The organism is Tabrizicola flagellatus (genome assembly GCF_008271465.1).
GTDB classification, from domain to species: domain Bacteria; phylum Pseudomonadota; class Alphaproteobacteria; order Rhodobacterales; family Rhodobacteraceae; genus Tabrizicola; species Tabrizicola flagellata.
This window is the reverse complement of record NZ_VMDU01000002.1, coordinates 476,321-497,795: the sequence shown is the minus strand read 5'-3', so window position 1 is coordinate 497,795 and position 21,475 is coordinate 476,321. Positions and strand designations below refer to the sequence as shown.

Genomic DNA, 21,475 nt, shown 5'->3' with positions numbered 1-21,475 from the left:
CATTCCCGTGGGCGCCCGACGTGGCGGTCTTTGGTCTGGAGGGATTGTCGTGGACCTTGATTTCCTGATTGGCTGGCCAGGGGTCTATCTGGCCATCGCTCTCTTCATCATCCTCTGCATCTTCCTTGGCGTGCGGATCGTGCCGCAGTCCGAAAAGCATGTGGTCGAACGGTTCGGCCGGCTGCGCTCGGTCCTCGGGCCGGGGATCAACTTCGTCGTCCCGTTCCTGGACCGTATCGCGCACAAGGTGTCTGTGCTGGAGCGCCAGCTGCCGAACGCCAGCCAGGACGCGATCACGGCGGACAACGTGCTGGTGAAGGTCGAGACCTCGGTCTTCTACCGGGTGACGGAACCGGAAAAGACCGTCTACCGGATCCGCGACGTGGACGGCGCGATCGCGACGACGGTCGCCGGGATCGTCCGGTCGGAAATCGGCAAGCTGGAACTGGACCAGGTCCAGTCGAACCGCGCCCAGCTGATCGACCGCGTGCGCGAGCAGGTGACGGCCATGGTCGATGACTGGGGGGTGGAGGTCACCCGGGCCGAGATCCTGGACGTGAACCTGGACGAGGCGACGCGGGCGGCCATGCTGCAGCAGCTGAACGCAGAACGCGCCCGGCGGGCGCAGGTCACGGAGGCCGAAGGCAAGAAGCGGTCGGTCGAGCTTGCCGCCGACGCCGATCTCTACGCCGCCGAACAGGCCGCCAAGGCGCGGCGGATCACGGCGGATGCCGAGGCCTATGCGACGGGCGTGATCGCCGGGGCGATCAAGGAAAACGGCCTCGAGGCCGCGCAGTTCCAGGTCGCCCTGAAGCAGGTCGAGGCCTTGCAGGCCGTGGCCGTGGGTCAGGGCAAGCAGACGATCCTGGTGCCGGCGAACGCGCTGGAGGCCTTCGGCGATGCGTTCAAGATGCTGAAAGGACGGGGCTGACATGCTGCCGACAATCGCGGGGACCTGGTGGGCCTGGGTCATCCTGGGCTTTGCGCTCGGGGTGCTCGAGGTGCTGGCGCCGGGCTACATCTTCCTGGGCTTCGCCATCGGGGCGGTGCTCACCGGGGTGCTGGTCGGCATCGGCCTCGCGCCGGGCGGGCTGGCGGCGCTGGTGCTGATCTTCGCCATCCTGTCGGTGGCGGCATGGGCCGTGCTGCGCCGGGTGGTCGGCGTGCGCGAGGGCCAGGTCAAGATCTGGGACCGCGACATCAACGACCAGCGGTAGTGGATTTCACCGGGGCCAAGGCGGCGCTGTTCTGCGGGGCCTCGGTGCTGACCTGCCTGCGCGACGACCGGCCCGACCTGCGCTGGCCGGGGCTCTGGGACCTGCCGGGCGGCGGGCGCGAGGGGGCGGAGACGCCCGAGGACTGCCTGCTGCGCGAGCTTTGGGAAGAGTTCGGGCTGCGCCTGCCGGCCAGCCGGCTGGTCTGGCGGCGGGTCTTCCCCTCGATGGTCGAGGCCGGGCGGCAGGCGGTCTTCTTCGGTGGCCGGATCAGCCCGGAGGAGGTCGCGGCGATCCGCTTCGGAGACGAGGGGCAGGGATGGGAGCTGATGCCGGTCTCGGGCTTCCTCGGCCATCCGAAGGCGGTGCCCGAGATGCAGCGGCGGGCCGGGATCGTCTGGGCGGAGATGCAGGCTGTCCACGGTGGACAATCCGGGATCGCCCCGTGATTTCAACAGGATGGCCGTGGGCGTTTACCGGATGTCAACCATGGCGCCGAAGGGCGGCGGGATGGTGCGCTGGAGCGCTCCCTACGCGGGTGGCGGGGCGGCTGCGTCGATGAGGCGGCGGATGATCCCATCCGGCAGGAGGCCGCGCGCGGCCAGAAGCCTGGCCAGCCGCAGCGTCGCGCCAAGCGCGGGATAGCACAGCGTCACGATCAGGAAGAGCCGGATCAGGTCCGGGGCGGGCAGCGTCTCCCAGCGGGTGAAATCGGCCAGATAGACCGCGTCGGCGTCGATCCACTGGCCGATGTCCCGGCGTTTCGCGGTGAAATAGAGGGCGTTCGGCGTGCCGGTGAAGGGAAAGCGGTTGGCCGAGGCGAAGCCGAAGAAACGCAGGCCGAGGTCGCGCAGGCAGGCGTCCTGCTCGGCGAAGAGCGGCTGGTCGCGGTAGATCGGGACGAAGGCGACCTCGGTCTGGACGCAGAGCGCGGCGGAGAGCTTGCGCGCGCCGCCCCGGAAGGCCGCGAGTTCCCCGCCCTGGATGTCGATCTTGAGCCAGTCGATCCGGGGCAGGTCGGCCAGATCGTCCAGCCGGACGGTCCGGACCGGCTGTCGGGCGGTGACCTCGGTCAGCGCGGCGAAGGAATGGATGTGGGCCGTGATCGCGGGATCGGGGGCAAGCGTCGAGGTGAAACCCGGATGCCGGGTCAGGTGCAGCGTCGCGGGGCCACCGTCGCCGACCGCATGCGGCAGGTAACGGCGGCGCGGGTCGGCGGGCAGTTTCGCCAGTTCCTCGGGGTTCGGCTCGAACCCGGTCAGCCGGGCGAGGCCATGGTCCAGAAGCGGCGCGTAGGGCGGCGCCTCGCTGGTCGGCAGGGCCGAGGCGCCGACATCCGCCACCTCGATCGGGTCGGCAAGCGGCAGCGCGGCGAGGAGGTCGGCCAGCAGGTCGGACGGCAACTGCATCGGGTCAGGCCCCCCTTGCGGCGCCGGGCATCGCTCAGCGCCGGATCGTGTCGCCGGGTTGCAGGGTCGGGAACAGCTCGATCTTCTCGCCCGGGGTGGCGGTTCCAGCGATGATCTCGGCCGCCTTGCGCCCGATTTCCAGCCGGCAGGCGTCCATCGTGGCCAGCTTGCGCGGCAGGCCGTCGAGCAGTTCCACCCCGTTGAACCCGGCCAGACCGATGCGGCCGGGCACGTCCAGCCCCTTGTCGAAGCAGTACAGAAGCCCCCCTGCCCCGATCATGTCGTTGGAATAATAGAGGAAATCCACATCCGGCGTCCGGTTCAGGACCGCGGCCGTCATCTCGCGCCCCTTCAGGAGCGCCGATCCGCCGGAATAGTATTCCCGGTCCACCAGCGTCAGCCCGGCCTTGCCCAGAGCCTCTTCAAAACCTTCCAGCCGTTTCTTGGCGCGGAAGTCGTTCGGCATCTGCGTGCCGAGGAAGGCGATCCGGCGATAGCCGGCGGCGATGATCGCCTCGGCCATCTGGCGCCCGGCGCGACGGTGCGAGATGCCGACGGCATGATCGATCGGGTCGCCGTCGATGTCCATGATCTCGACGATGGGGATGCCGGCCCGGGCCAGCATGGCGCGCGAGGCGGCGGTGTGTTCCAGCCCCGCGACGATCATCCCCGAGGGCCGCCAGCTGAGCATCTCGTAGATGACCTTCTCTTCACGGTCGGGCAGGTAGTTGGTCACGCCGACCACCGGTTGCAGGCCGGTGCCTTCCAGCGTCTCGGAGATTCCGGTCATCACCTCGGGGAAGACCATGTTCGACAGCGAAGGGATCACCACGCCCACCAGGTTCACCCGCTGGCTGGCCAGCGCACCCGCGATCTTGTTCGGGACGTAGCCGAGCGCCCGGGCGGCCTCGAGCACCTTTTCCCGCGTCGGACCCGACACGTCGCCCCGGTTGCGCAACACCCGGCTGACGGTCATTTCCGAGACGCCCGAGGCTTCGGACACATCGCGAAGGGTCAAGGCGTGGCGCGGGTCTGGGGTAGGCTTGGTCAATGCACTGGTCCGGCGGTGGGCATATCCCTTGTTAGCGCCAAAGCCGGGGCTTGTCCAAGGCGCAATCGTCTGCTAGTGTTACCGCTAACAGCCAGTTTGGCTGGCCATATCCTGCGCGTCCCTGCAAGCTCTCACTTCGGATGCGTCGGACCAGGGGGGAGGTAGTGGGCCAAAACTTGCCTCCCCTTTTCTTTTGTCCGGTTGAAATGCTGCCCGTTTCGTCGCATGAGGGGACGGCGGCCTCGTAGCTCAACGGATAGAGCGTCCCCCTCCTAAGGGGAAGGTTGCAGGTTCAAGTCCTGCCGGGGTCACCATCCTTGCGCTTCCCTGTTTGAAATCAGCCGGATAGGCTGATCCTCGCGGCCTTGGAGGAGAGCGGGGACATGCGGCGGATCGCGGTTCTGGACATCGGCAAGACCAATGCCAAGGTGCTGGTCGTGGACCTGGCCACCGGGGCCGAGGAGGTGCTGGCGCGCACGCCGAACGCGGTGGTGCGGAACGGGCCCTATCCGCATCACGACCTGGCGATGCTGTGGGGGTTCGTGCTGTCCGGTCTGCGGCTGGCGGCAGGTCGCGGGGTGGATGCGGTGTCCATCACCACGCATGGGGCGGCCTGCGTCCTGGTGGACGGGGACGGCGGGCTGGCGTTGCCGATGCTGGATTACGAGCATGACGGGCCGGATCGTCTGGCCGCCGAATACGATGCGGTGCGGCCGGGGTTTGCCGAGACGGGGTCTCCGCGCCTGCCGGTCGGCCTGAACCTGGGCGCGCAGGTGTTCTGGCTGTCGCGGGCCTTCCCGGCAGAGTTCGCGCGGGTGCGCCATGTGCTGACCCTGCCGCAATACTGGGCGTTCCGGCTGTCCGGGGTGGCGGCCAGCGAGGCGACCTCGCTGGGCTGTCACACCGACCTGTGGAACCCCTGGCAGGGTCGGTTCTCCTCGCTGGTGTCGCGGATGGGATGGCAACGGGTATTCCCCCCGGTGCGGAAGGCGGCGGAGGTGCTGGGGCCGGTGCTGCCGTCGGTGGCCGAGGCGACGGGCTTGGCCCCGGGGACGCCGGTCCTCTGCGGGATCCATGATTCCAACGCCTCGCTGGTGCCGCATCTGGGCAAGGCGCCCTGCGGGGTCCTGTCCACCGGGACCTGGATGATCGTGATGGCCTTGGGGGGGCGGGCGGTGGAACTGGATGCCGCGCGCGACGTGCTGGTGAACGTGAATGCGCGGGGAGAGCCGGTGCCGACCGCGCGATTCATGGGCGGCCGCGAGATGGAGGAGATCATGGGGGGGCGGATCGTGGAGCCTGCTCCGGCGGATCTGCGCGCGGTGCTGGAAGGGCGGGTGATGGCGCTGCCGTCCCTGCATCCCGACACGGGGCCGTTCCCGGGCAAGCGGTTCGGCTGGATCGGGGGCGAGACCGAGGGCGGCGCGCGGATGGCGGCGGCGTCGTTCTATGCGGCGCTGATGGGGGCGGAGTGTCTGGACCTGGTGGGAGCCGAGGGGCCGGTGATCGTGGAGGGGGCCTTCGGGGGCAACCTGCCCTTCCTGCGGATGCTGGCGACGGCGACGGGGCGGGTCGTGAAGGGCTCGGGCCAGGGGGCCGGGACGGGGCTGGGGGCGGCGCTGCTGGCGGGGCCCTTGGCGGTGAAGGCGGCGCCGGCGGTGGAGGTTCAGCCCGAACGCGATGCGCTTTGGACCGGGTATGTGTCTGCCTGGCGGGAGGCTGTTGGCCGGTGAAAGCTCCTCGTGCGCCTTCGGCTTCTCGTCGCGAGCGACGAGTGACGAAGTCATCGAGGAGCGGTCAGCCCATGTAAAAGGTCTCGACCAGCGGGATCGCCACCGGGGAGCCGTCGGGATTGGTGGCCATGATGTCGCCCATGTACGCCCACCATTTCCGCATCACCGGGTGGTTGGGCAGGTCGTCCATCGTATGGTCGTCCCGGCGTTCGAGGTAGCCGAAGAGGGTCATCGTCTCTCGGTCCAGGTGGATCGAGTAGTTCGAGATGCCGGTGTCCTTCAGAAGCTGCACCAGCTCGGGCCAGATCTCGTCGTGGCGGCGGATGTATTCGGCCTCCATCCCCGGATTGAGGCGCATCTTGAAGGCGTGGCGTTGCATCAGGCGTCCTTTCTCTTGCGGGCGCGGAAGTCGGCCAGGAGGTTCGGCAACAGGACCGAGGCGATCAGGAGGACGCCGATCACGCCGGTCTGGATATGGCCGGTCAGGTTCATCAGGCCCATGCCGTTCCGGAGGTTCAGGATGATGAGGATCGACAGGAACACGCCCACCATGCTGCCCTTGCCGCCGAAGATCGAGACACCGCCCAGAAGGACCATGGTGATGATGTCCAGCTCGAACCCCAGCGCGGTGTCGCCGCGGACCGAGCCGAGGCGGGCGGCGTAGAGGAGGCCGCAGAGGGCGGAGATGAGCGCGGAGAGGAGGAAGAGCACGGTCTTCACCTTTGCCACGTTCAGGCCGGAGAAGCGGGCGACCTCGGCATTGGTGCCGATGACGATGACCTGCCTCCCGAAGCCGGAGCGGTGCAGCGTCATGCCGAGGAGGATCAGGAGCGCAAAGAACAGGAGGAGCGACAGCGGGATCGGGCCGATCAGCCCCTTCTGCCCGAGGTCGGTGACCCAGGTCGGGAAATTGCCGAGCGAGGTATCCTTGACCAGCACGCGCGCCAGGCCGCGGAAGCCGATCAGCATGGCCAGCGTGACGACCAGCGAGGGGATGCCGACGCGGGCGATGAGAACGGCGTTCACCGCCCCGGCGACGAGGCCCGCGGCAAGGCAGACGAGGATGGCAAGGCCGGCCGGGGTGCCTGCGTTGACGAGGTAGCCGAAGAGTGCGGCGGAAAGGCCCATGATCGAGGCGACGGAGAGGTCGATCTCGGCGTTGACGATGACGAGGGTCATCACCAGCGCGACGATGATCTTCTCGATATGCAGCTGGAACAGGTTGATCTGGTTCTGCACCGTCAGGAATTCGGGCGCGAAGCTGGCGTTGAGGGCGAGGGTCGCAAGGAAGACGGCGAGGAGGCCGGTCTCCCAGGGGGTGAGGAAACGGGTCATCCGGCGCCCCCTTTCCGCAGACGGGCCAGCTGGCGGCTGGCCAGCGTGTCCACGGTGACGGCGGCCATGATGAGCCCCCCGAGCAGCGCGTCGCGCCAGAATTCCGAGACCACCGCCCAGCGGGTCAGCGAGTTGTCGATGGTGTCGACGAGGAGCGCGCCCATCAGGACGCCGATCATCGAGCCGGAGCCGCCCATGATCGAGACGCCACCCACTACGACGGCGGCGATGGACTTGAGTTCGTAGCCAAGCCCCGCGACGACGGTGATGTTGCCGAACTTGGCGAGGAACAGGAAGCCCGAGAGGCCGGCGAAGGCTCCCGAGAGGATGAAGGCGGTGAAGACGACGCGGGGGGCGTTGATCCCGGCCATCACGGCGGCGTCGGGATTGGAGCCGACGGCGTAGAAGCGACGCGCGGGGCGCCAGAAGGTCAGGGCAAGGCCGGTGACAAGGACGGCGGCGAGGGCCAGGACGACAGTGACGCGGATGTCGAGGCCGCCAAGGGAGAAGGCGTTGGCCGAGGGCAGGTCCACCAGCCATTGCGGGAGGCTCGCGGTGGTGATGGTCTTGGCGTCGGACCATTCGACGAGGAAGCTGCGGAAAAGTGCCAGCGTGCCGAGGGTTACGATGATCGAGGGCACGCGGCCCCAGGCGATGAGGAGGCCGTTGAGCAATCCCAGCCCGGCACCGAGGGCCATGCAGAAGAGGACGGCGAGGACGGGGTGGAGGTCGGGCATCGTGTTCAGAAGCTGGCCCGCCATGTAGGCCACGACGCCGAGGATCGAGCCTGTCGAGAGGTCGATGTTTCGGGTCATGATGACGATGGCCTGGCCGACCGCGACCGGCAGCACCACGGCGGCGGAGGTCGAGATCCGGTTGAACATGCGGGGGGAGAGGTAGCCCTCGATCTGGGTGGCGAAGAACAGGATCGTGGCGAGGAGCGCGAGGCCGAGCGCCAGGAGGCGCAGGGTTTGGGGGGAGGCGCGGGTGAGGATGGTCATGCGCTGTCCCCCAGGGTGGGGGCGGGTTTCGAATTGTGCGCTGACGCGCGAGCCTTTTGTCTCGCCTCTGCGCGGCATAAGGGCCGCGCAACCGGCTCGGGCGTGCTCCGCAGGGGATATTTTGGGACAGATGAAAGGGTTTGGGTGCGGTGCGCGGTCATGCGGCGGGTCTTTCGGAGGTGGCCTGGCCGGCGGCGAGCGCGATGACGCGCTCTTGCGTGGCCTCTTCGATGGGCAGGATGCCGACCTGGCGACCCTCGCGCATGACGAGGACGCGATCGGCAAGGGCCAGGACCTCGGGCAGGTCGGAGGAGATGACGAGGATGGCGACGCCTTCGCTGGCGAGCTGGCGGATGATGGCGTGGACCTCGGCCTTGGCGCCGACGTCGATGCCGCGGGTGGGTTCGTCGAAGATGAGGACGCGGGGTTTCGTTTCCAGCCACTTGGCCAGCATCACCTTCTGCTGGTTGCCGCCCGACAGTTTGCCGACCTCGATCAGGCTGTCGGGCGAGCGGATGGCGAGGCGCTTGCGGTAGGTCTCGGCCATCGCGGATTCGGCGGCGCGGTCTATGAGGCCGAAGGGATTGAGGAGTTTCTTGAGGCTGGCGAGCGAGATGTTGGCGAAGATCGGCAAGGGCATGGCGAGGCCGAGCTTGCGGCGGTCTTCGGAGACATAGGCGATCCCGAGGTCCATTGCCTGCTGGGGCGTGGCGATGCGGACCTGTTGGCCTGCGAGCGTGATGGAGCCGTCGGTCGCCGGGGCGATGCCGAAGAGGGAGAGCGCGACATCGGTGCGCCGGGCGCCGACGAGGCCGGCGAGGCAGAGAACCTCGCCCTTGTGGAGGTCGAAGGTGATGTTCTGGAAGACGCCGGCACGGCTCAGGTCCTTGACGGAGAGGAGCGTCTCGCCATGCGGGTTGGCGGCGGTTTTCACCGCGAAGCTTTCGAGCGCGCGGCCGACCATGTCTTTCACCAGGCCGTCTTCGGTGACCTCGGCGACGGGTTTCGTGCTGATGTGCTGGCCGTCGCGGATCACGGTCACGCGGTCGGCGATGCGGAAGATCTCGTCCAGGCGGTGCGAGATGTAGATGACGGCGACGCCCTGCGCCTTGAGCGCGCGGGCGATGTCGAGGAGGCGGGCGACTTCGTGGGCCGAAAGGCTGGCGGTCGGTTCGTCCATGATCAGGACCTTGACCTTGAGCGAGAGGGCCCGGGCGATCTCGACCGTCTGCTGTTCGGCGAGCGTGAGGCCCGAGGCGGCGCGGCGGACGTCGAGTTTGACGCCGAGGGGGGCGATCAGGGACTCGGCCTCGGCATAGATCTCGGACCAGCGCATGATGCGGCCCTTGGCGCGGTTCGAGATGAAGATGTTCTCGGCGACGTTGAGGTCGGGGAAGACCATCGGCTCCTGGTAGATCGCGGCGATGCCGGCCTCTTGCGCGCCTTGCGTCGAGCGCAGGGTGACGGACTGCCCCTCGACGCGGATCGTGCCGGTGTCGGGCTGGTGGACGCCGGTCATGATCTTGATGAGCGTGGATTTCCCCGCGCCGTTTTCGCCGACGATGGCGTGGACCTCGCCGGGGAGGATGGTCAGGCTCATGTCCTTCAGCGCCTGGGTGGCCGCGAAGGACTTGGACAGGCCGATGAGTTCCAGGACCGGCTGGGTCATGGGGGGATGTTCCGGGACGTTGGGGCAAGCCCAGGAATTTTCGACGAAAATTCCTGGGCTTGCGGGTTGGATACGGGAAGCGGCCTTAGTTCGCGGCGGCTTCGACGTTGTCCTTGGTGTAGACGGTGAACGGCCCCATCAGCACGCGCCTGGCGCCCGGCCGGCCGGGGTCTTCCTCGATCTTGAAGGTGCCCATGCGGCCGGCGGTGAATTCCTCGCCGACCTCGCCCTTGATGGCACCGGTCGCCAGTGCGTAGGAGGCGTGGTAGGTCAGGTAGCCGAGGTCCACGAAGCTCCACAGCGCGAACTGGGGCGCGCAGCCGTTCAGCGTGTAGCTGACCATTTCCGCCGGCAGGCCGAGGCCCGAGACCTTGACCTTCTCGCACAGGCCCTCGTCCTGCATGGCCTTGGCGGCGGCGACGATGCCGACGGTGGTGGGCGCCATGATGACCTTGAGGTCGGGATACTTGTCCACGAGGCCGAGCGCCTTGTTGTAGGATTCTTCGGACTGGTCGTTGCCATAGACGACATCGACCAGCTTCAGATCCTTGTACTTGTCGCCCTTCAGCGCCTCTTTCATCATGTCGATCCAGGCGTTCTGGTTCGCCGCATCCGGGCTGGCCGAGAGCACGGCGAATTCCCCGGCGCCGCCCGCGAGGTCATAGGCCATGTCGGCCATGACGGTGCCGATCGAACCGAAATCGACCTGGGCCACGAAGAAGCTTTCGCCCTTGCCCGAGGGGATCGGGCTGTCCCAGGTCACGACCCTGGTGCCGGCGGCCTGCGCGGCCTCGGCGGCCGGGGCGATCTGGTCGCCCGCGTTGTTCGACAGCATGACCACGTTCTGCTTCTGCGTCGTGGCGTTGGTCAGCATCTCGATCTGACCAGCTGCCGAATTCTCGGGCGTCGGGCCGATGAATTCCAGCTTGCCGGTCGAGCCAAGCTCGGCCGCCGCTTCCTGCGCGCCGCGGTTGGCCTGGTCGAAGGGCAGGATTCCGAGGAATTTCGGCAGCAGGACCGCATTGACCTGCTGGCCCGGGGTGGCGGTGACGGGTTCGGCCATCGCGGTCGAGCCCATCAGCGTCGCAAGGCCCGCGGCGAACGCAAGGCCGGTCAGTTTCATCATCATCTTTCTTCCTCCCTTTTATGTTTTCCTGCCGTGCCCTCCTCAGGCCGCGGTCAGGACCTTCGCTTCTTTCGGGTCGATCAGGACCACCTCGACACCCAGTTGCCGCAGGTGATCGACCATGTTGGGCGGTGCGCCGGTGTCGGTGACCAGCGTCGAGACGCGGGTCAGCGGGCAGACCACCATGTTGCCGCGCGCCTCGAACTTGGTCGAATCGGCGACGACGATCAGGGTCTCGGCGCGGGACAGCAGCTTTGCCTCGGCCCGGGCCACCAGAGGATCGCTTTCGATGATGCCAAGCGGCGTGATCGAATAGCAGGACATGAACATCTTGGACGCCGCGAAGTGCTGGATCGCGTCCTCGTCGAAGGGGGACAGGATGATCCCGGCCTCGCGGTAGATCTCCCCACCCGGCAGGACGACGCGGTTCGCGGAATGGGCGATCAGCTCCTGCGCGATGGGGAAGGAGTTGGTCAGCACCTGCATCCGGTGCTGGCGCAGGCATTGCGCCATGAACCAGGTGGTGGACCCCGCGTTCAGGATGATCGAGTCGCCGTCCTGGCAAAGCTCGGCCGCCCCGCAGGCGACCGCGCGCTTGAGATCGGCGTTCAGCGTCTGGCTGGAATCGAAGGACGGGGCGGTGAGCGGGGTCTGGCCCGATGCCACGGATTCCGCGCCGCCGTGGACGCGGCGCAGCTGGCCCGAGTCCTCGAGTTTCGCGAGGTCGCGCCGCAGGGTGGCGACCGAGGCGCCGGTGACGCCCACCAGGTCGGCCACGCGAACGATCCCCCTCTCCCGCAGGCGGGTCAGGATCAGCTGCCATCTTTCGCGTTCGTGCATCATGGTTGGAAAGGCTGTCAGAATCGCTCATATCCGTCAACAAACAATCGCAATGCTGCATTGCGGAAGATTCTCTGCGATGCAGTATGGCGTTTCGTGATTGACTGTGAGCGTTTCGTCCCTATCCTGATCGGCAACCCTTTCAGCCAAAGTCCGGACCGATGACCCAGGAAATCACGCTCAAGTCCCTGTGGGACGATGCTTATGCCGCCAGTTTGGACGAGCCGGGAAAGCTTCTCTATCGGTCAAACCTGCTGGGGTCGGACCTGAGAATCACCAACTTCGGCGGAGGGAACACCTCGGCCAAGGTGAAGCACAAGGACCCGCTCTCGGGTGAGGATGTGGAGGTTCTCTGGGTCAAGGGGTCGGGCGGCGACATCGGGTCGATGAAGCTGGATGGTTTCGCGACGCTGTACATGTCCAAGCTCATGCAGCTGCGCGCGCAATACCGGAGCCTGGACCAGGAAGACGCGATGGTCGAGGCCCTGGGGCACACGATCTTCAACCTGAACCCGCGCGCGCCGTCGATCGACACCTGGCTGCATGGCTTCGTGCCATATGCGCATGTGGACCACGTCCACTCCGACGCGGTGATCGCGATTGCGGCCAGCGCGGACCAGGTACGGCTGACCGAGGAGATTTTCGGGGGTGAGCTTGGATATCTGCCCTGGCAGCGGCCGGGTATCGACCTGGGGATCAAGCTGGGCCGGATGGCCGAACAGAACCCGAAGCTGAAAGGCGTGGTGCTGGGCCAGCACGGGCTCTTCACCTGGGCCGACACGTCGAAGGACTGCTACCTGCTGACGCTGGAGATGATAAACCGCGCGGCGGTCTGGCTGGACGCCAACGTGAAGCGGCCGGTGTTTGGCGGGGAGAGAGTCCCTGCTCTGGAGGTTGCGGAGCGTAAAGCGACGGCCCGCCGCCTGATGCCGCTGATCCGCGGACGCATCTCGGCCGGGGCGCATATGGTCGGCCATTTCACCGACGCGCCGGAAGTCCTGGAGTTCGTGAACTCTCATTCGCTTTCCGATCTGGCGCCAATGGGGACGTCCTGCCCGGACCACTTCCTGCGGACGAAGATAAAGCCGCTGGTCGTCCCGGCGGATGCCGATGCGGCCGCGCTGGACGGCCTGATCGCCGGCTACCGCGCCGACTACGCGGCCTACTACGACCGCTGCAAGCGCCCAAACTCTCCCGCCATGCGCGACCCGAACGCGGTGATCTACCTGGTGCCGGGCGTGGGGATGATCTCTTTCGCCAGGGACAAGGCGACGGCCCGGGTCTCGGCCGAATTCTACGTCAACGCGATCAACGTGATGCGCGGGGCCTCTGGGGTTTCCAAGTACCAGGGCCTGCCGGAGCAGGAGGCCTTCGACATCGAATACTGGCTTCTGGAGGAGGCCAAGTTGCAGCGGATGCCGAAGCCCAAGCCGATGGCGGGCCGGGTGGCCTTCATCACCGGCGGCGCGGGCGGGATCGGGTCGGCGAGCGCCGAACGGCTCTTGCGCGAGGGCTGCAACGTGGTGTTGGCCGACATCGACCAGACAGCGCTGGATCAGGTCGTGGCCGGGTTCGCCCAACGCTACGGTCGCGACATGGTGCGCGGCGTGGTGATGGACGTGACCTCCGAGGCGGCGGTGATCGCGGCGGTGGACTATACGGTCGGCGAATACGGCGGACTGGACGTGGTGGTGAACAACGCCGGGATCACCTCGGCGGCGGCGGTCGAGGATACGACGCTGGCGATGTGGAACCGCACCATGGACATCCTGTCCACCGGCTATTTCCTGGTAGGGCGCGAGGGCTATCGTGTTCTGAAAGCCCAGGGAATCGGCGGGTCGATGGTGTTCGTCTCGTCGAAGAACGGGGTGGCGGCCTCGCCCGGGGCCAGCGCCTATTGCACGGCAAAGGCGGCGGAGATCCACCTTGCCCGCTGCATGGCGCTGGAGGGCGCGCCCATGGGCATCCGCGTCAACGTGGTGAACCCGGACGCCGTGTTGCGGGGCTCGAAGATCTGGAAGGGTGAATGGTCGGAACAGCGCGCGGCGTCGAACAAGATCGCCGTGTCCGAGCTGGAGGAACATTACCGCAAGCGCAGCCTGTTGCAGCGGTCGGTCTTTCCCGAGGACATCGCCGAGGGCGTCTATTTCTTCGCCTCGGACCTTTCGGCGAAATCGACGGGCAATTTCCTGAACGTGGACGCGGGGAACGCCGTGTCCTTTACAAGGTAGGGGGCGGGGATGCTGATTTCCGAGGATCTGGTCGGATCGCTGAACGAAGCGGCGCGCGTGGCGCATGAGGATGAGTTCGGCGCCCTGGGGCGCAAGCTTTCCCGGCGCGGGGTGGACATCGAGGCGCTGGTGAAGCGCGCGATGGACTGGTCGGTCGCCGTCCCGTCCTGGGGCGTGGGGACCGGCGGAACAAGATTCGCGCGGTTTCCCGGGAAAGGAGAGCCGCGGAACATCCACGACAAACTGGCCGATTGCGGCGTGATCCAGCAGCTGACGCGGGGGACACGGACGGTGTCGCCGCATATCCCCTGGGACAAGGTTTCGGACTACAACGCGCTGCGGCAAGAGGCGGCGCAGTATGGGCTGGGGTTCGATGCAGTGAACTCCAATACCTTCCAGGACCAGGTGGATCAGCGGCTGTCCTACCGCTATGGCTCGTTAGCGAACGCCCGTTCGGATATTCGTGCACAGGCGGTGGCGCACAACATCGAATGTATCGAGATCGGCAAGGCCCTGGGCTCTCCCGCCCTGACGGTCTGGATCGGGGACGGGACGAACTTTGCCGGGCAGCAGAGCCTGTCGAAGATGTTCGAGAACTACCTGTCGGCGATGGAAGAGGTCTATGCGGCGCTGCCGCCCTCGATGGCCATGTTCATTGAACACAAGATGTATGAGCCGGCCTTCTATTCGACGGTCATCAGCGATTGGGGGTCTTCGCTGATGGCGGCACAACATCTGGGGCCGCAGGCGAAGTGTCTGGTGGACCTGGGCCACCACGCGCCCAATGTGAACATCGAGCAGATCGTGGCGCGGCTGGTGCATGTCGGGCGGCTGGCGGGGTTCCACTTCAACGACTCGAAGTATGGCGACGACGATCTGGACAGCGGCTCCGTCGATCCGTTCCGCCTTTTCCTGGTCTTCAACGAACTGGTCGAGGCCGAATTGCGCGGGGCCAAGGGCTTTGCGCCCAGCCACATGATCGACCAGAGCCACAACGTGACCGATCCGATCGAAAGCCTGATGGCTTCGGCCATCGAGATCGCGCGGGCCTACATCCAGGCGTCGCTGGTGGACCGCAAGTCGCTGGCCGAGGCGCAGGAAGCGAACGACGTGATGGCCGCGCACCGGACGCTGAAGGCCGGCTTCCTGACCGATGTCTCGCCGATCCTGGCCGAGGCGCGGATGAGGGCCGGCGGGGCTTACGACCCCATCGCCGCCTACCGCGCCAGCGGCTACCGCGACCGGGTGGCGAAGGAGCGGCCAGAGGTCAAGGGGGCCGGCGGCGGCATCGTCTGACATCGCGCCGGAGGGGAGGCCGGGCAGATGACACAGCACTCGATCATCGACGAAAGCCATGCCTTCTGGGACGAGGTGGTGGCCCCGTTCCTCGCCGCGCGCTTCCCCGAGGAAACGGCGCAGATGGCAGCTGGCGTCTTCGGCTACGGCTCCGAGGTCCTGCGGCTGGACGACGAATATTCGACGGACCACCACTTCGGGCTGCGGGTGAATGTGCTCTTGCCCGAAGGTGTGATGTCCACTCGGGGGGAGGTAATCGAGGATGCCCTCGCCGAGGGCCTGCCGCAGGTCTGGCGCGGGCGCGAGTTGCGCGAGGGCTACACGCGCACGAAGGGTGTTGCCCTTGGGTCGCTGGAAAATCACCTGCGGTCCACCATCGGGCTGGACGCACCACCGAACAGTCCTTCACAATGGCTGGCGATCCCCGAGGAAGACATCATGCATGTCATTGCCGGGGAGGTCTGGCATGACCCCTCGGGGCGCTTTTCCGCCGTGCGGGAGGCCCTGGCGGCCTATTATCCCGAGGAGGTCCGGCTGCGGCGGCTCGCGCATTGGTGCCGCTATTTCAGCGGCATGGGGGTCTATGCGCTGAAACGGGCGCTGTTGCGGAACAACGAGCTATACGCCAGCACCGCCTTTGCGCGCAGTCTGCGCTGGGGGGTGCAGATGGCCTTCCTCCTGGACCGGCAATACTACCCTTACGACAAGTGGCTGACGGTGATGTTCCACCGCCTGCCCCGGATGGGCGCCCGGCTGGCGGCGATTGTCGAGGAAGCACCCAGGCTTTCGACGCCGTGGGAGCGCAAGCTGGAGCTCTTGCACCAGATGTCGGACGTGCTGGACGCAGCGATGGTCGAGGACGGGCTGATCGCGCCGCATCCGCGTTACAAGGTCTCGGCAACCTCGGGCTACCGGCTGCTGGAATCGGCCTATGCCGAGCTGATCCGCAAGTGCCCGGCCGAGATCCGGGGCATCGTTCCGCAATGGGAACAGGTGCATTGGGAGGGGTTCCATTCCGAATTCGTCGCCGGGGTGGGGTTGGAGGACTGGCGGCGCATGCTGCTTCTGGAGGAATGCGAATGAACGGTTATGAACGGGTGATGGCGACGATCAACCACCAGCCGGTGGACCGCACGCCCATCGATTGCTGGCTGTATCAGAAGCAGTTCCTGGAGCGGCTGGAGGCCGAATACGGCCCGCGCGAGAAGTTCATCGAGGAGTTCGGGATCGATGTCTTCGTCGGCCTCATGCCCTTCCCGAACCAGCACGGCCGCAAGTTCGACATCCACGAACTCGCCGATGTCCCGCTGGAAGACCCGAAGCATCCGAAATGGCTGAATTTCACCGACTGGAACTACGATTTCGGCGGCACCAACATCGCCACGGCGATCCGCGACCACAAGGGCAAGCGCTGCGTGCTGGCGCATTGCTGGGGGATGGTCGAGGGCACCTCGTCCTTCCTCGGCATCGAGAACTGCTGGATGAACCTGGGCGGCAACCCGCAGCTGATGGCGAATTTCTTCGACCGCTATGCCGACTGGCTGTGCGTCCAGGTGGACCAGATGATCGAGGCCGGGGTGGACATGATGACCCTCTCGGACGACTGGGGGTCGAACGGGACGATGCTGTTCAGCCCGAAGTCCTGGCGCCAGCTTATCAAGCCCTATGCGATGCGGGTGGTCCAGCACGCAAGATCCAGGGGGATGCCGGTCAACCTCCACTCCGACGGCTACATCCTGCAGGTCGTCGATGACATCATCGAGATGGGCTATACCTCCTGGCACCCGGTGCAGGAAAGCGCCGGGATCGACCCGCGGGAAGTGAAGGCGAATTGGGGCGACAAGATCGTCATCTACGGCTCGCTGGACGTGATCGACGGGCTGTTGAAATACGACGGGGAGGAGCTGGACGAATACATCACCGAACGCTTCTCGATCTACGCGCCCGGCGGCGGGTTCATCTTCAACGGCGGGCATTTCATCCAGCCGGACATCCCGCCGATGCGGCTGGTCAGGGCCTACCGGCTGGTGAACAAGCTGGCGGCTCAGTACGGGACCCTTCAGTGAAGGTCCCCGACGGCGCGGTCTGGATCGGTCCGGCGCATCCGTTCGATCTGCGAGACGCTTATGTGAACTTTCGTTCTGCTTTCACTCTGGATGCCGCGCCAGAAGCCGCGCGGTTTTGGATTTCGGCGGACAGTCGGTATCGCCTTTGGATCAATGGCGTCTTCGTCGGCCGTGGACCGGAGCGGTCCTGGCCCTCGTCGATGGCGGTCGATGAACGTTCGGTCACGAATCTTTTGCGTCCAGGGAGGAACCGGATCGCGGTTCAGGTCCACTCGCCCGGACATTCGCACTTTGCCCATGTCCATCGCGGGGCCTGCGGGCTGATCGGGTGGCTGGAGGTGGACGGGACGACGGTTCTGACCACGGGCCCGCACTGGAAGGTGCGGCGGGACAGGTCGTGGTCAGATCGGGTCGAGCGGGTCTCGATATACGGGACCGGGGTCGAGGACCGGGATCTGCGGCTGGAGGAAGACTGGGTCGAGGCCGATGCCTCCGACTGGGAGGCGGCGCGGGTGGTGCAGGGGGCAGAGGGGCCGGTCTGGCAGCGGTTGCGGCCACGGGCGACGGCACTGCCGTTGGAAGATGTGCTGCCGCTGGGGAAGCCTTGGCAGGTGCGCGCGGGCCGGACCCTGGCCTTTTCGGAAGACCCCCACAGTGACCTGCGAAAGGCTTTTTCATCTTCGGCTCCCGGTCCAGCCCCTGCCCTGCTGCCGGCGGGCACTTCGGCGATCTGGGTTTTCGATCTTGGGGAAAGCCGGGCCTGTCTGGGCGGGGTGGAACTCACGGCGGCGGGAGGGGAGCGGCTGCTGATCTCCTATGCCGAGAAGCTGCGCGATGGCGAACTGCTGTTGCCTGACCCGGAGACCTATTGCCGGATGCGGCCTACCGATCGCTTCACGCTGCGCCAGGGGCGGCAGGTGGTTGAGGGGTTCACGCCGCGGGGCGCGCGGTATCTGCTCTTTGCGCTGGAGGGTGGCGGGGTGGCGCCCGCGCCGAAGTTCCACGCGCGGCTGCCGGTGACGCCGGTGGTGGAGCGCCCCCTGCCCCCACTCGGTCCGGAACTTCAGGGCGTGGCGGAGATCTGTCGCCGGACCACGCTCAACTGCCTGCAGGACGGATTTGTCGATGGCGTCTGGCGGGAAAGCAGTCTGTGGCTGGGCGATGCGGTGGCGCAGGACTGGGCGCTGCGGGGGATTTCCGACGATCCCCGGCCGCTTCTGTTCGCCATCGACATGGCGGCGGAGGGGGCGGACGCCGAGGGGCTGTTGCCGTCGGCACTTCCCGGCGAGGTGCCGGCCTATGCGGTGACGGACTACAACTTTTCCTGGGTCGAACTCCTGTCCGGCTGCGCCACGCATCCGGGGATCGACGAGCCGGAGGCGGTCTGGCAGCGCCACTGGGGCACCCTGACCCGGATGCTGGAGCGGATGGCCAGCTTCCGTGGCGCGGACGGGTTGCTGCGCAATCCGCCGGGGCGGCGGCTGTTCCTGGACTGGTCGCCGATGAATCGCGTCGAGCCGAACCTGACGCTGAACCTGCGCTATCTGCATGCGCTGCGGCTGGCGGCGGAGATGGCCGGGCGGGTCGGCCGGACCGCCGATTGGGCCGAGGATGCGGGCGAGTTGGCCCGGGTCTTGCAAGGTCACCGGGCGCCGGATGGTTGGCGCGAAAGCCCCGGCGGCGAGGCTGCCAGCCAGCTTGGTCTGGCGCTGCTGATCCTGACGGGGGTGGTGGAAGGGGCGGAGGCCGAAGGTCTGGCCGACCGCATCGTGGCCCGGTCGCTGGACCTGCGGGATGGCCCGGTGGAGGGCCAGCCCGCGCTCGCCAGCCCCTTCATGCACCACTATCTTTTCCTTGCATTGCAACGGCTTGGGCGCCGCGACGCGATCCGCGCCATCATCGCCGCGCGCTGGGGCCGCTGGGTGCGCGAAGGCCGCGTGACCACGCCCGAGAACTGGTCGATCGACTTCCCCGACGGGTCCGCCTGCCACGGTTTTTCGGCGCACCCGCTGGGCTGGCTCTAGAAGTCCAGGTTCTCGACGCTGAGCGCGTTCTGCTGGATGAAGTCGCGGCGGGGTTCCACCACGTCGCCCATCAGCTTCGAGAAGATGTCGTCCGCCTCGGCCAAGTCGTCCACCTTGACCTGCAACAGCGTTCGCGCCTCGGGGTCGAGCGTCGTCTCCCACAACTGGTCGGGGTTCATCTCGCCCAGACCCTTGTAGCGTTGCAGGGTAAGGCCCTTTTCGCCTTCGGTCAGGATGGATTTCAACAGGTCGATCGGACCGTGGATGGCCTGCTCACGGTCCTTGCGGACCAGGCGGGAGGGGTCGCGGTAGATGTCGCGATACTGGCCGGCGATCTGGCTGAGTTTCCGCGCCTCGCCCGACCGCAGCACCGCGCCGTCCAGCGTCCGCAACTCCTCGACCCCGCGCAGGATGCGGGACAGGCGGATGCCGTGGTCCTGTGTGATGCGGCCCTGCCAGCCGCGCTCGAACTCGGGCGCGATCAGGTTCAGGCGCCTGGCCACGGTGTCGGCGACGGCCTGGAGGTCATCGTCGGCCTTGCCCGGATCGAAGGCGCCGGCCAGTGCCGCCTGTTCCAGGATCGGGCGCGGGTAGTGGGTGGGGAAGGCGTCCAGCACGCGGCGGAACTGGCGCGCGCCCTCGATGACGCGGGCGAGGTCGTTGCCGGCGATCTCTTGCCCGTCGGTCAGGCGGAGGACGGCGCCTTCGGTCCCCATCTCGATCAGATAGTCGTCCAGCGCGGCCTGGTCCTTAAGATAGACCTCGGACTTGCCGCGCGTGACCTTGTAGAGCGGCGGCTGGGCGATGTAGAGGTGGCCGCCTTCGATCAGCTGGGGCATCTGGCGGAAGAAGAAGGTCAGCAGAAGCGTGCGGATATGCGCACCGTCCACGTCGGCGTCGGTCATGATGACGACCTTGTGATAGCGCAGCTTGCCGATGTCGAACTCGTCGCGCCCGATCCCGGTGCCCAGCGCGGTGATCAGCGTCCCGATCTCCTGGCTGGAGAGCATCCGGTCGAACCGCGCGCGTTCCACGTTCAGGATCTTGCCGCGCAAGGGCAGGACGGCCTGGTTGGCGCGCGAGCGGCCCTGCTTGGCCGAGCCACCGGCCGAGTCACCCTCGACGAGGAAGAGTTCGGATTTCGACGGGTCGCGTTCCTGGCAATCGGCCAGCTTGCCGGGGAGAGAGGCCACGTCCAGCGCCGTCTTGCGTCGGGTCAACTCGCGCGCCTTGCGGGCGGCCTCGCGCGCAAGGGCCGCCTCGATGATCTTGCCGACGATGATCTTGGCCGGGCCGGGGTTCTCCTCGAACCACTCGCCAAGCTTTTCGTTCACGAGGTTCTCGACCGCCGGACGCACCTCGGAGGACACCAGCTTGTCCTTGGTCTGGGACGAGAACTTCGGGTCCGGCACCTTGACCGACAGCACGCAGGTCAGCCCTTCACGCGCGTCGTCTCCGGTGAAATCGACCTTTTCCCGCTTGGCGATGCCCGAGGACTGGGCATAGGCGGTGATCGTGCGGGTCAGCGCGCCCCGGAAACCGGCCAGATGCGTGCCGCCGTCGCGCTGCGGGATGTTGTTTGTGAACGGCAATACGGTTTCGTGGTAGCTGTCGTTCCACCACATCGCCACCTCGACGCCGATGCCGTTCCTTTCGCCGACCATGTAGATCGGCTCCGGCATCACGCTGGTCTTGGAGCGGTCGATGTATTTCACGAACTCGCGCACGCCGCCTTCGTAGAACATCTCGACCCGCTGCGGCTCGGCATGGCGTTCGTCCTCCAGCACGATCCGCACGCCGGAATTCAGGAAGGCCAGTTCGCGCAGCCGGTGCTCCAGCGTCTTGAAGCTGTAATCGAGGTTCGAGAACGTCCCGTCCTGCCGATTGGTCTTGGCCGAGGCCAGGAACCGCACCTCCGTCCCCCGCTTGCCCGGTGCGGGGCCGACCGGATGGACATGGACCGTGCAGTCGCCATCCTCGAACCGGGCGCGGTATTCGGTGTCGTTGCGCCAGACGGTCAGCTCCAGCCATTCCGACAGGGCATTCACCACCGACACGCCCACGCCGTGCAACCCGCCCGAGACCTTGTAGGCGTTGCCGCCCTCGTCCGTGTTGTTGAACTTCCCGCCCGCGTGCAGCTGGGTCATGATGACCTCGGCCGCCGAGACGCCTTCCTCGGGGTGCAGATCGACGGGGATTCCGCGCCCGTTGTCGCGCACCGAAACGCTGTCGTCGGCGTGGATCTTCACCACGACTTCGGTGGCATGTCCGGCAAGCGCCTCGTCGATGCCGTTGTCCACGACCTCATAGACCATGTGGTGCAGACCCGAGCCATCGTCGGTGTCGCCGATATACATGCCGGGGCGCTTGCGAACCGCCTCCAACCCCTTGAGAACCTTGATGGAATCGGCGCCGTATTCGGCCGGCTTCTTGGGCTGGTCAGCCATGCGTGGGAAACCCTTGTCGTTGCCCGCGATTTA

At 66.8% G+C, this 21,475-nt stretch carries 18 protein-coding genes and 1 tRNA gene; 10 read left to right on the top strand and 9 right to left on the bottom strand.

The genetic code is table 11. From position 1 onward, the window contains the following. Positions 1–49: 49 nt before the first annotated feature. From FL625_RS05495 to FL625_RS05485, 3 genes are read left to right on the top strand one after another with little or no spacing between them, the layout of a single operon-like run. Complete coding sequence (locus tag FL625_RS05495) at positions 50–931, top strand: SPFH domain-containing protein (RefSeq protein ID WP_149587614.1); 882 nt, start codon at positions 50–52, stop codon at positions 929–931. A 1-nt stretch (position 932) separates the two neighbouring features. After that, positions 933–1,217, top strand: coding sequence for an NfeD family protein (locus FL625_RS05490; protein WP_149587613.1), 285 nt, complete (start codon positions 933–935; stop codon positions 1,215–1,217). Then, complete coding sequence (locus FL625_RS05485) at positions 1,217–1,663, top strand: NUDIX hydrolase (protein WP_200833883.1); 447 nt, start codon at positions 1,217–1,219, stop codon at positions 1,661–1,663. The genes FL625_RS05490 and FL625_RS05485 overlap by 1 nt, the downstream gene beginning before the upstream one ends. 81 nt (positions 1,664–1,744) lie before the next feature. Here FL625_RS05485 and FL625_RS05480 read toward each other — a convergent pair whose 3' ends face one another. Next, positions 1,745–2,623 carry an FkbM family methyltransferase gene (locus tag FL625_RS05480; RefSeq protein WP_149587611.1) on the bottom strand — a complete coding sequence of 293 codons (879 nt, stop codon included), beginning with the start codon at positions 2,621–2,623 and terminating at the stop codon, positions 1,745–1,747. Between the two features lie 34 nt (positions 2,624–2,657). Continuing rightward, positions 2,658–3,641, bottom strand: a complete 984-nt coding sequence (locus FL625_RS05475) for a LacI family DNA-binding transcriptional regulator (protein ID WP_290426955.1) — start codon at positions 3,639–3,641, stop codon at positions 2,658–2,660. A 271-nt stretch (positions 3,642–3,912) separates the two neighbouring features. On the opposite strand from FL625_RS05475, the gene FL625_RS05470 reads away from it, so the two are divergent. Together FL625_RS05470 and FL625_RS18490 are read left to right on the top strand one after the other, a co-directional pair. Next, positions 3,913–3,988 (top strand) — tRNA-Arg (locus tag FL625_RS05470). 69 nt (positions 3,989–4,057) lie between these two features. After that, positions 4,058–5,407 (top strand): FGGY-family carbohydrate kinase, encoded by a 1,350-nt coding sequence (locus FL625_RS18490; protein WP_149587609.1) that lies wholly within the window; start codon positions 4,058–4,060, stop codon positions 5,405–5,407. A gap of 64 nt (positions 5,408–5,471) precedes the next feature. Here the strand turns inward: FL625_RS18490 and rhaM are convergent, their stop codons facing one another. From rhaM to FL625_RS05435, 6 genes are all read right to left on the bottom strand, one after another. Beyond that, on the bottom strand, positions 5,472–5,786 hold the full coding sequence (gene rhaM / locus FL625_RS05460) for an L-rhamnose mutarotase (protein ID WP_149587608.1): 315 nt from the start codon (positions 5,784–5,786) through the stop codon (positions 5,472–5,474). Further along, positions 5,786–6,742 carry an ABC transporter permease gene (locus tag FL625_RS05455; RefSeq protein WP_149587607.1) on the bottom strand — a complete coding sequence of 319 codons (957 nt, stop codon included), beginning with the start codon at positions 6,740–6,742 and terminating at the stop codon, positions 5,786–5,788. Before FL625_RS05455 ends, rhaM begins: the two co-directional genes overlap by 1 nt. Further along, on the bottom strand, positions 6,739–7,743 hold the full coding sequence (locus FL625_RS05450; protein ID WP_149587606.1) for an ABC transporter permease: 1,005 nt from the start codon (positions 7,741–7,743) through the stop codon (positions 6,739–6,741). Before FL625_RS05450 ends, FL625_RS05455 begins: the two co-directional genes overlap by 4 nt. A 157-nt stretch (positions 7,744–7,900) precedes the next feature. After that, positions 7,901–9,412: a sugar ABC transporter ATP-binding protein gene (locus FL625_RS05445; protein WP_149587605.1), complete on the bottom strand. Its 1,512-nt coding sequence runs from the start codon at positions 9,410–9,412 to the stop codon at positions 7,901–7,903. A gap of 85 nt (positions 9,413–9,497) precedes the next feature. After that, entirely contained in the window at positions 9,498–10,541 is a 1,044-nt protein-coding gene (locus FL625_RS05440) for a rhamnose ABC transporter substrate-binding protein (protein ID WP_149587604.1), read from the bottom strand. A 39-nt stretch (positions 10,542–10,580) separates the two neighbouring features. Continuing rightward, positions 10,581–11,378 carry a DeoR/GlpR family DNA-binding transcription regulator gene (locus tag FL625_RS05435; RefSeq protein ID WP_149587603.1) on the bottom strand — a complete coding sequence of 266 codons (798 nt, stop codon included), beginning with the start codon at positions 11,376–11,378 and terminating at the stop codon, positions 10,581–10,583. Between the two features lie 161 nt (positions 11,379–11,539). Here FL625_RS05435 and FL625_RS05430 point away from each other — a divergent pair, with 161 nt between their 5' ends. The 5 genes from FL625_RS05430 (at position 11,540) to FL625_RS05410 (ending at position 18,995) form a co-directional block, all read left to right on the top strand. Then, positions 11,540–13,609, top strand: a complete 2,070-nt coding sequence (locus tag FL625_RS05430; protein ID WP_149587602.1) for a bifunctional rhamnulose-1-phosphate aldolase/short-chain dehydrogenase — start codon at positions 11,540–11,542, stop codon at positions 13,607–13,609. 9 nt (positions 13,610–13,618) lie between these two features. Then, positions 13,619–14,905, top strand: coding sequence for an L-rhamnose catabolism isomerase (gene rhaI, locus FL625_RS05425; protein WP_149587601.1), 1,287 nt, complete (start codon positions 13,619–13,621; stop codon positions 14,903–14,905). 27 nt (positions 14,906–14,932) lie between these two features. Then, positions 14,933–15,988 carry a DUF4037 domain-containing protein gene (locus FL625_RS05420; RefSeq protein WP_149587600.1) on the top strand — a complete coding sequence of 352 codons (1,056 nt, stop codon included), beginning with the start codon at positions 14,933–14,935 and terminating at the stop codon, positions 15,986–15,988. Further along, a complete protein-coding gene (locus FL625_RS05415; RefSeq protein ID WP_160147735.1) occupies positions 15,985–16,971 on the top strand; it encodes a uroporphyrinogen decarboxylase family protein in 987 nt (328 codons plus the stop codon). Before FL625_RS05420 ends, FL625_RS05415 begins: the two co-directional genes overlap by 4 nt. 200 nt (positions 16,972–17,171) lie before the next feature. Next, a complete protein-coding gene (locus FL625_RS05410; RefSeq protein WP_149587598.1) occupies positions 17,172–18,995 on the top strand; it encodes an alpha-L-rhamnosidase-related protein in 1,824 nt (607 codons plus the stop codon). On the opposite strand, the gene gyrB is transcribed toward FL625_RS05410, so the two are convergent. Continuing rightward, positions 18,992–21,442 carry a DNA topoisomerase (ATP-hydrolyzing) subunit B gene (gyrB, locus tag FL625_RS05405; RefSeq protein ID WP_149587597.1) on the bottom strand — a complete coding sequence of 817 codons (2,451 nt, stop codon included), beginning with the start codon at positions 21,440–21,442 and terminating at the stop codon, positions 18,992–18,994. The two genes, FL625_RS05410 and gyrB, sit on opposite strands and share 4 nt — an antisense overlap. Between the last annotated feature and the right edge of the window lie 33 nt (positions 21,443–21,475).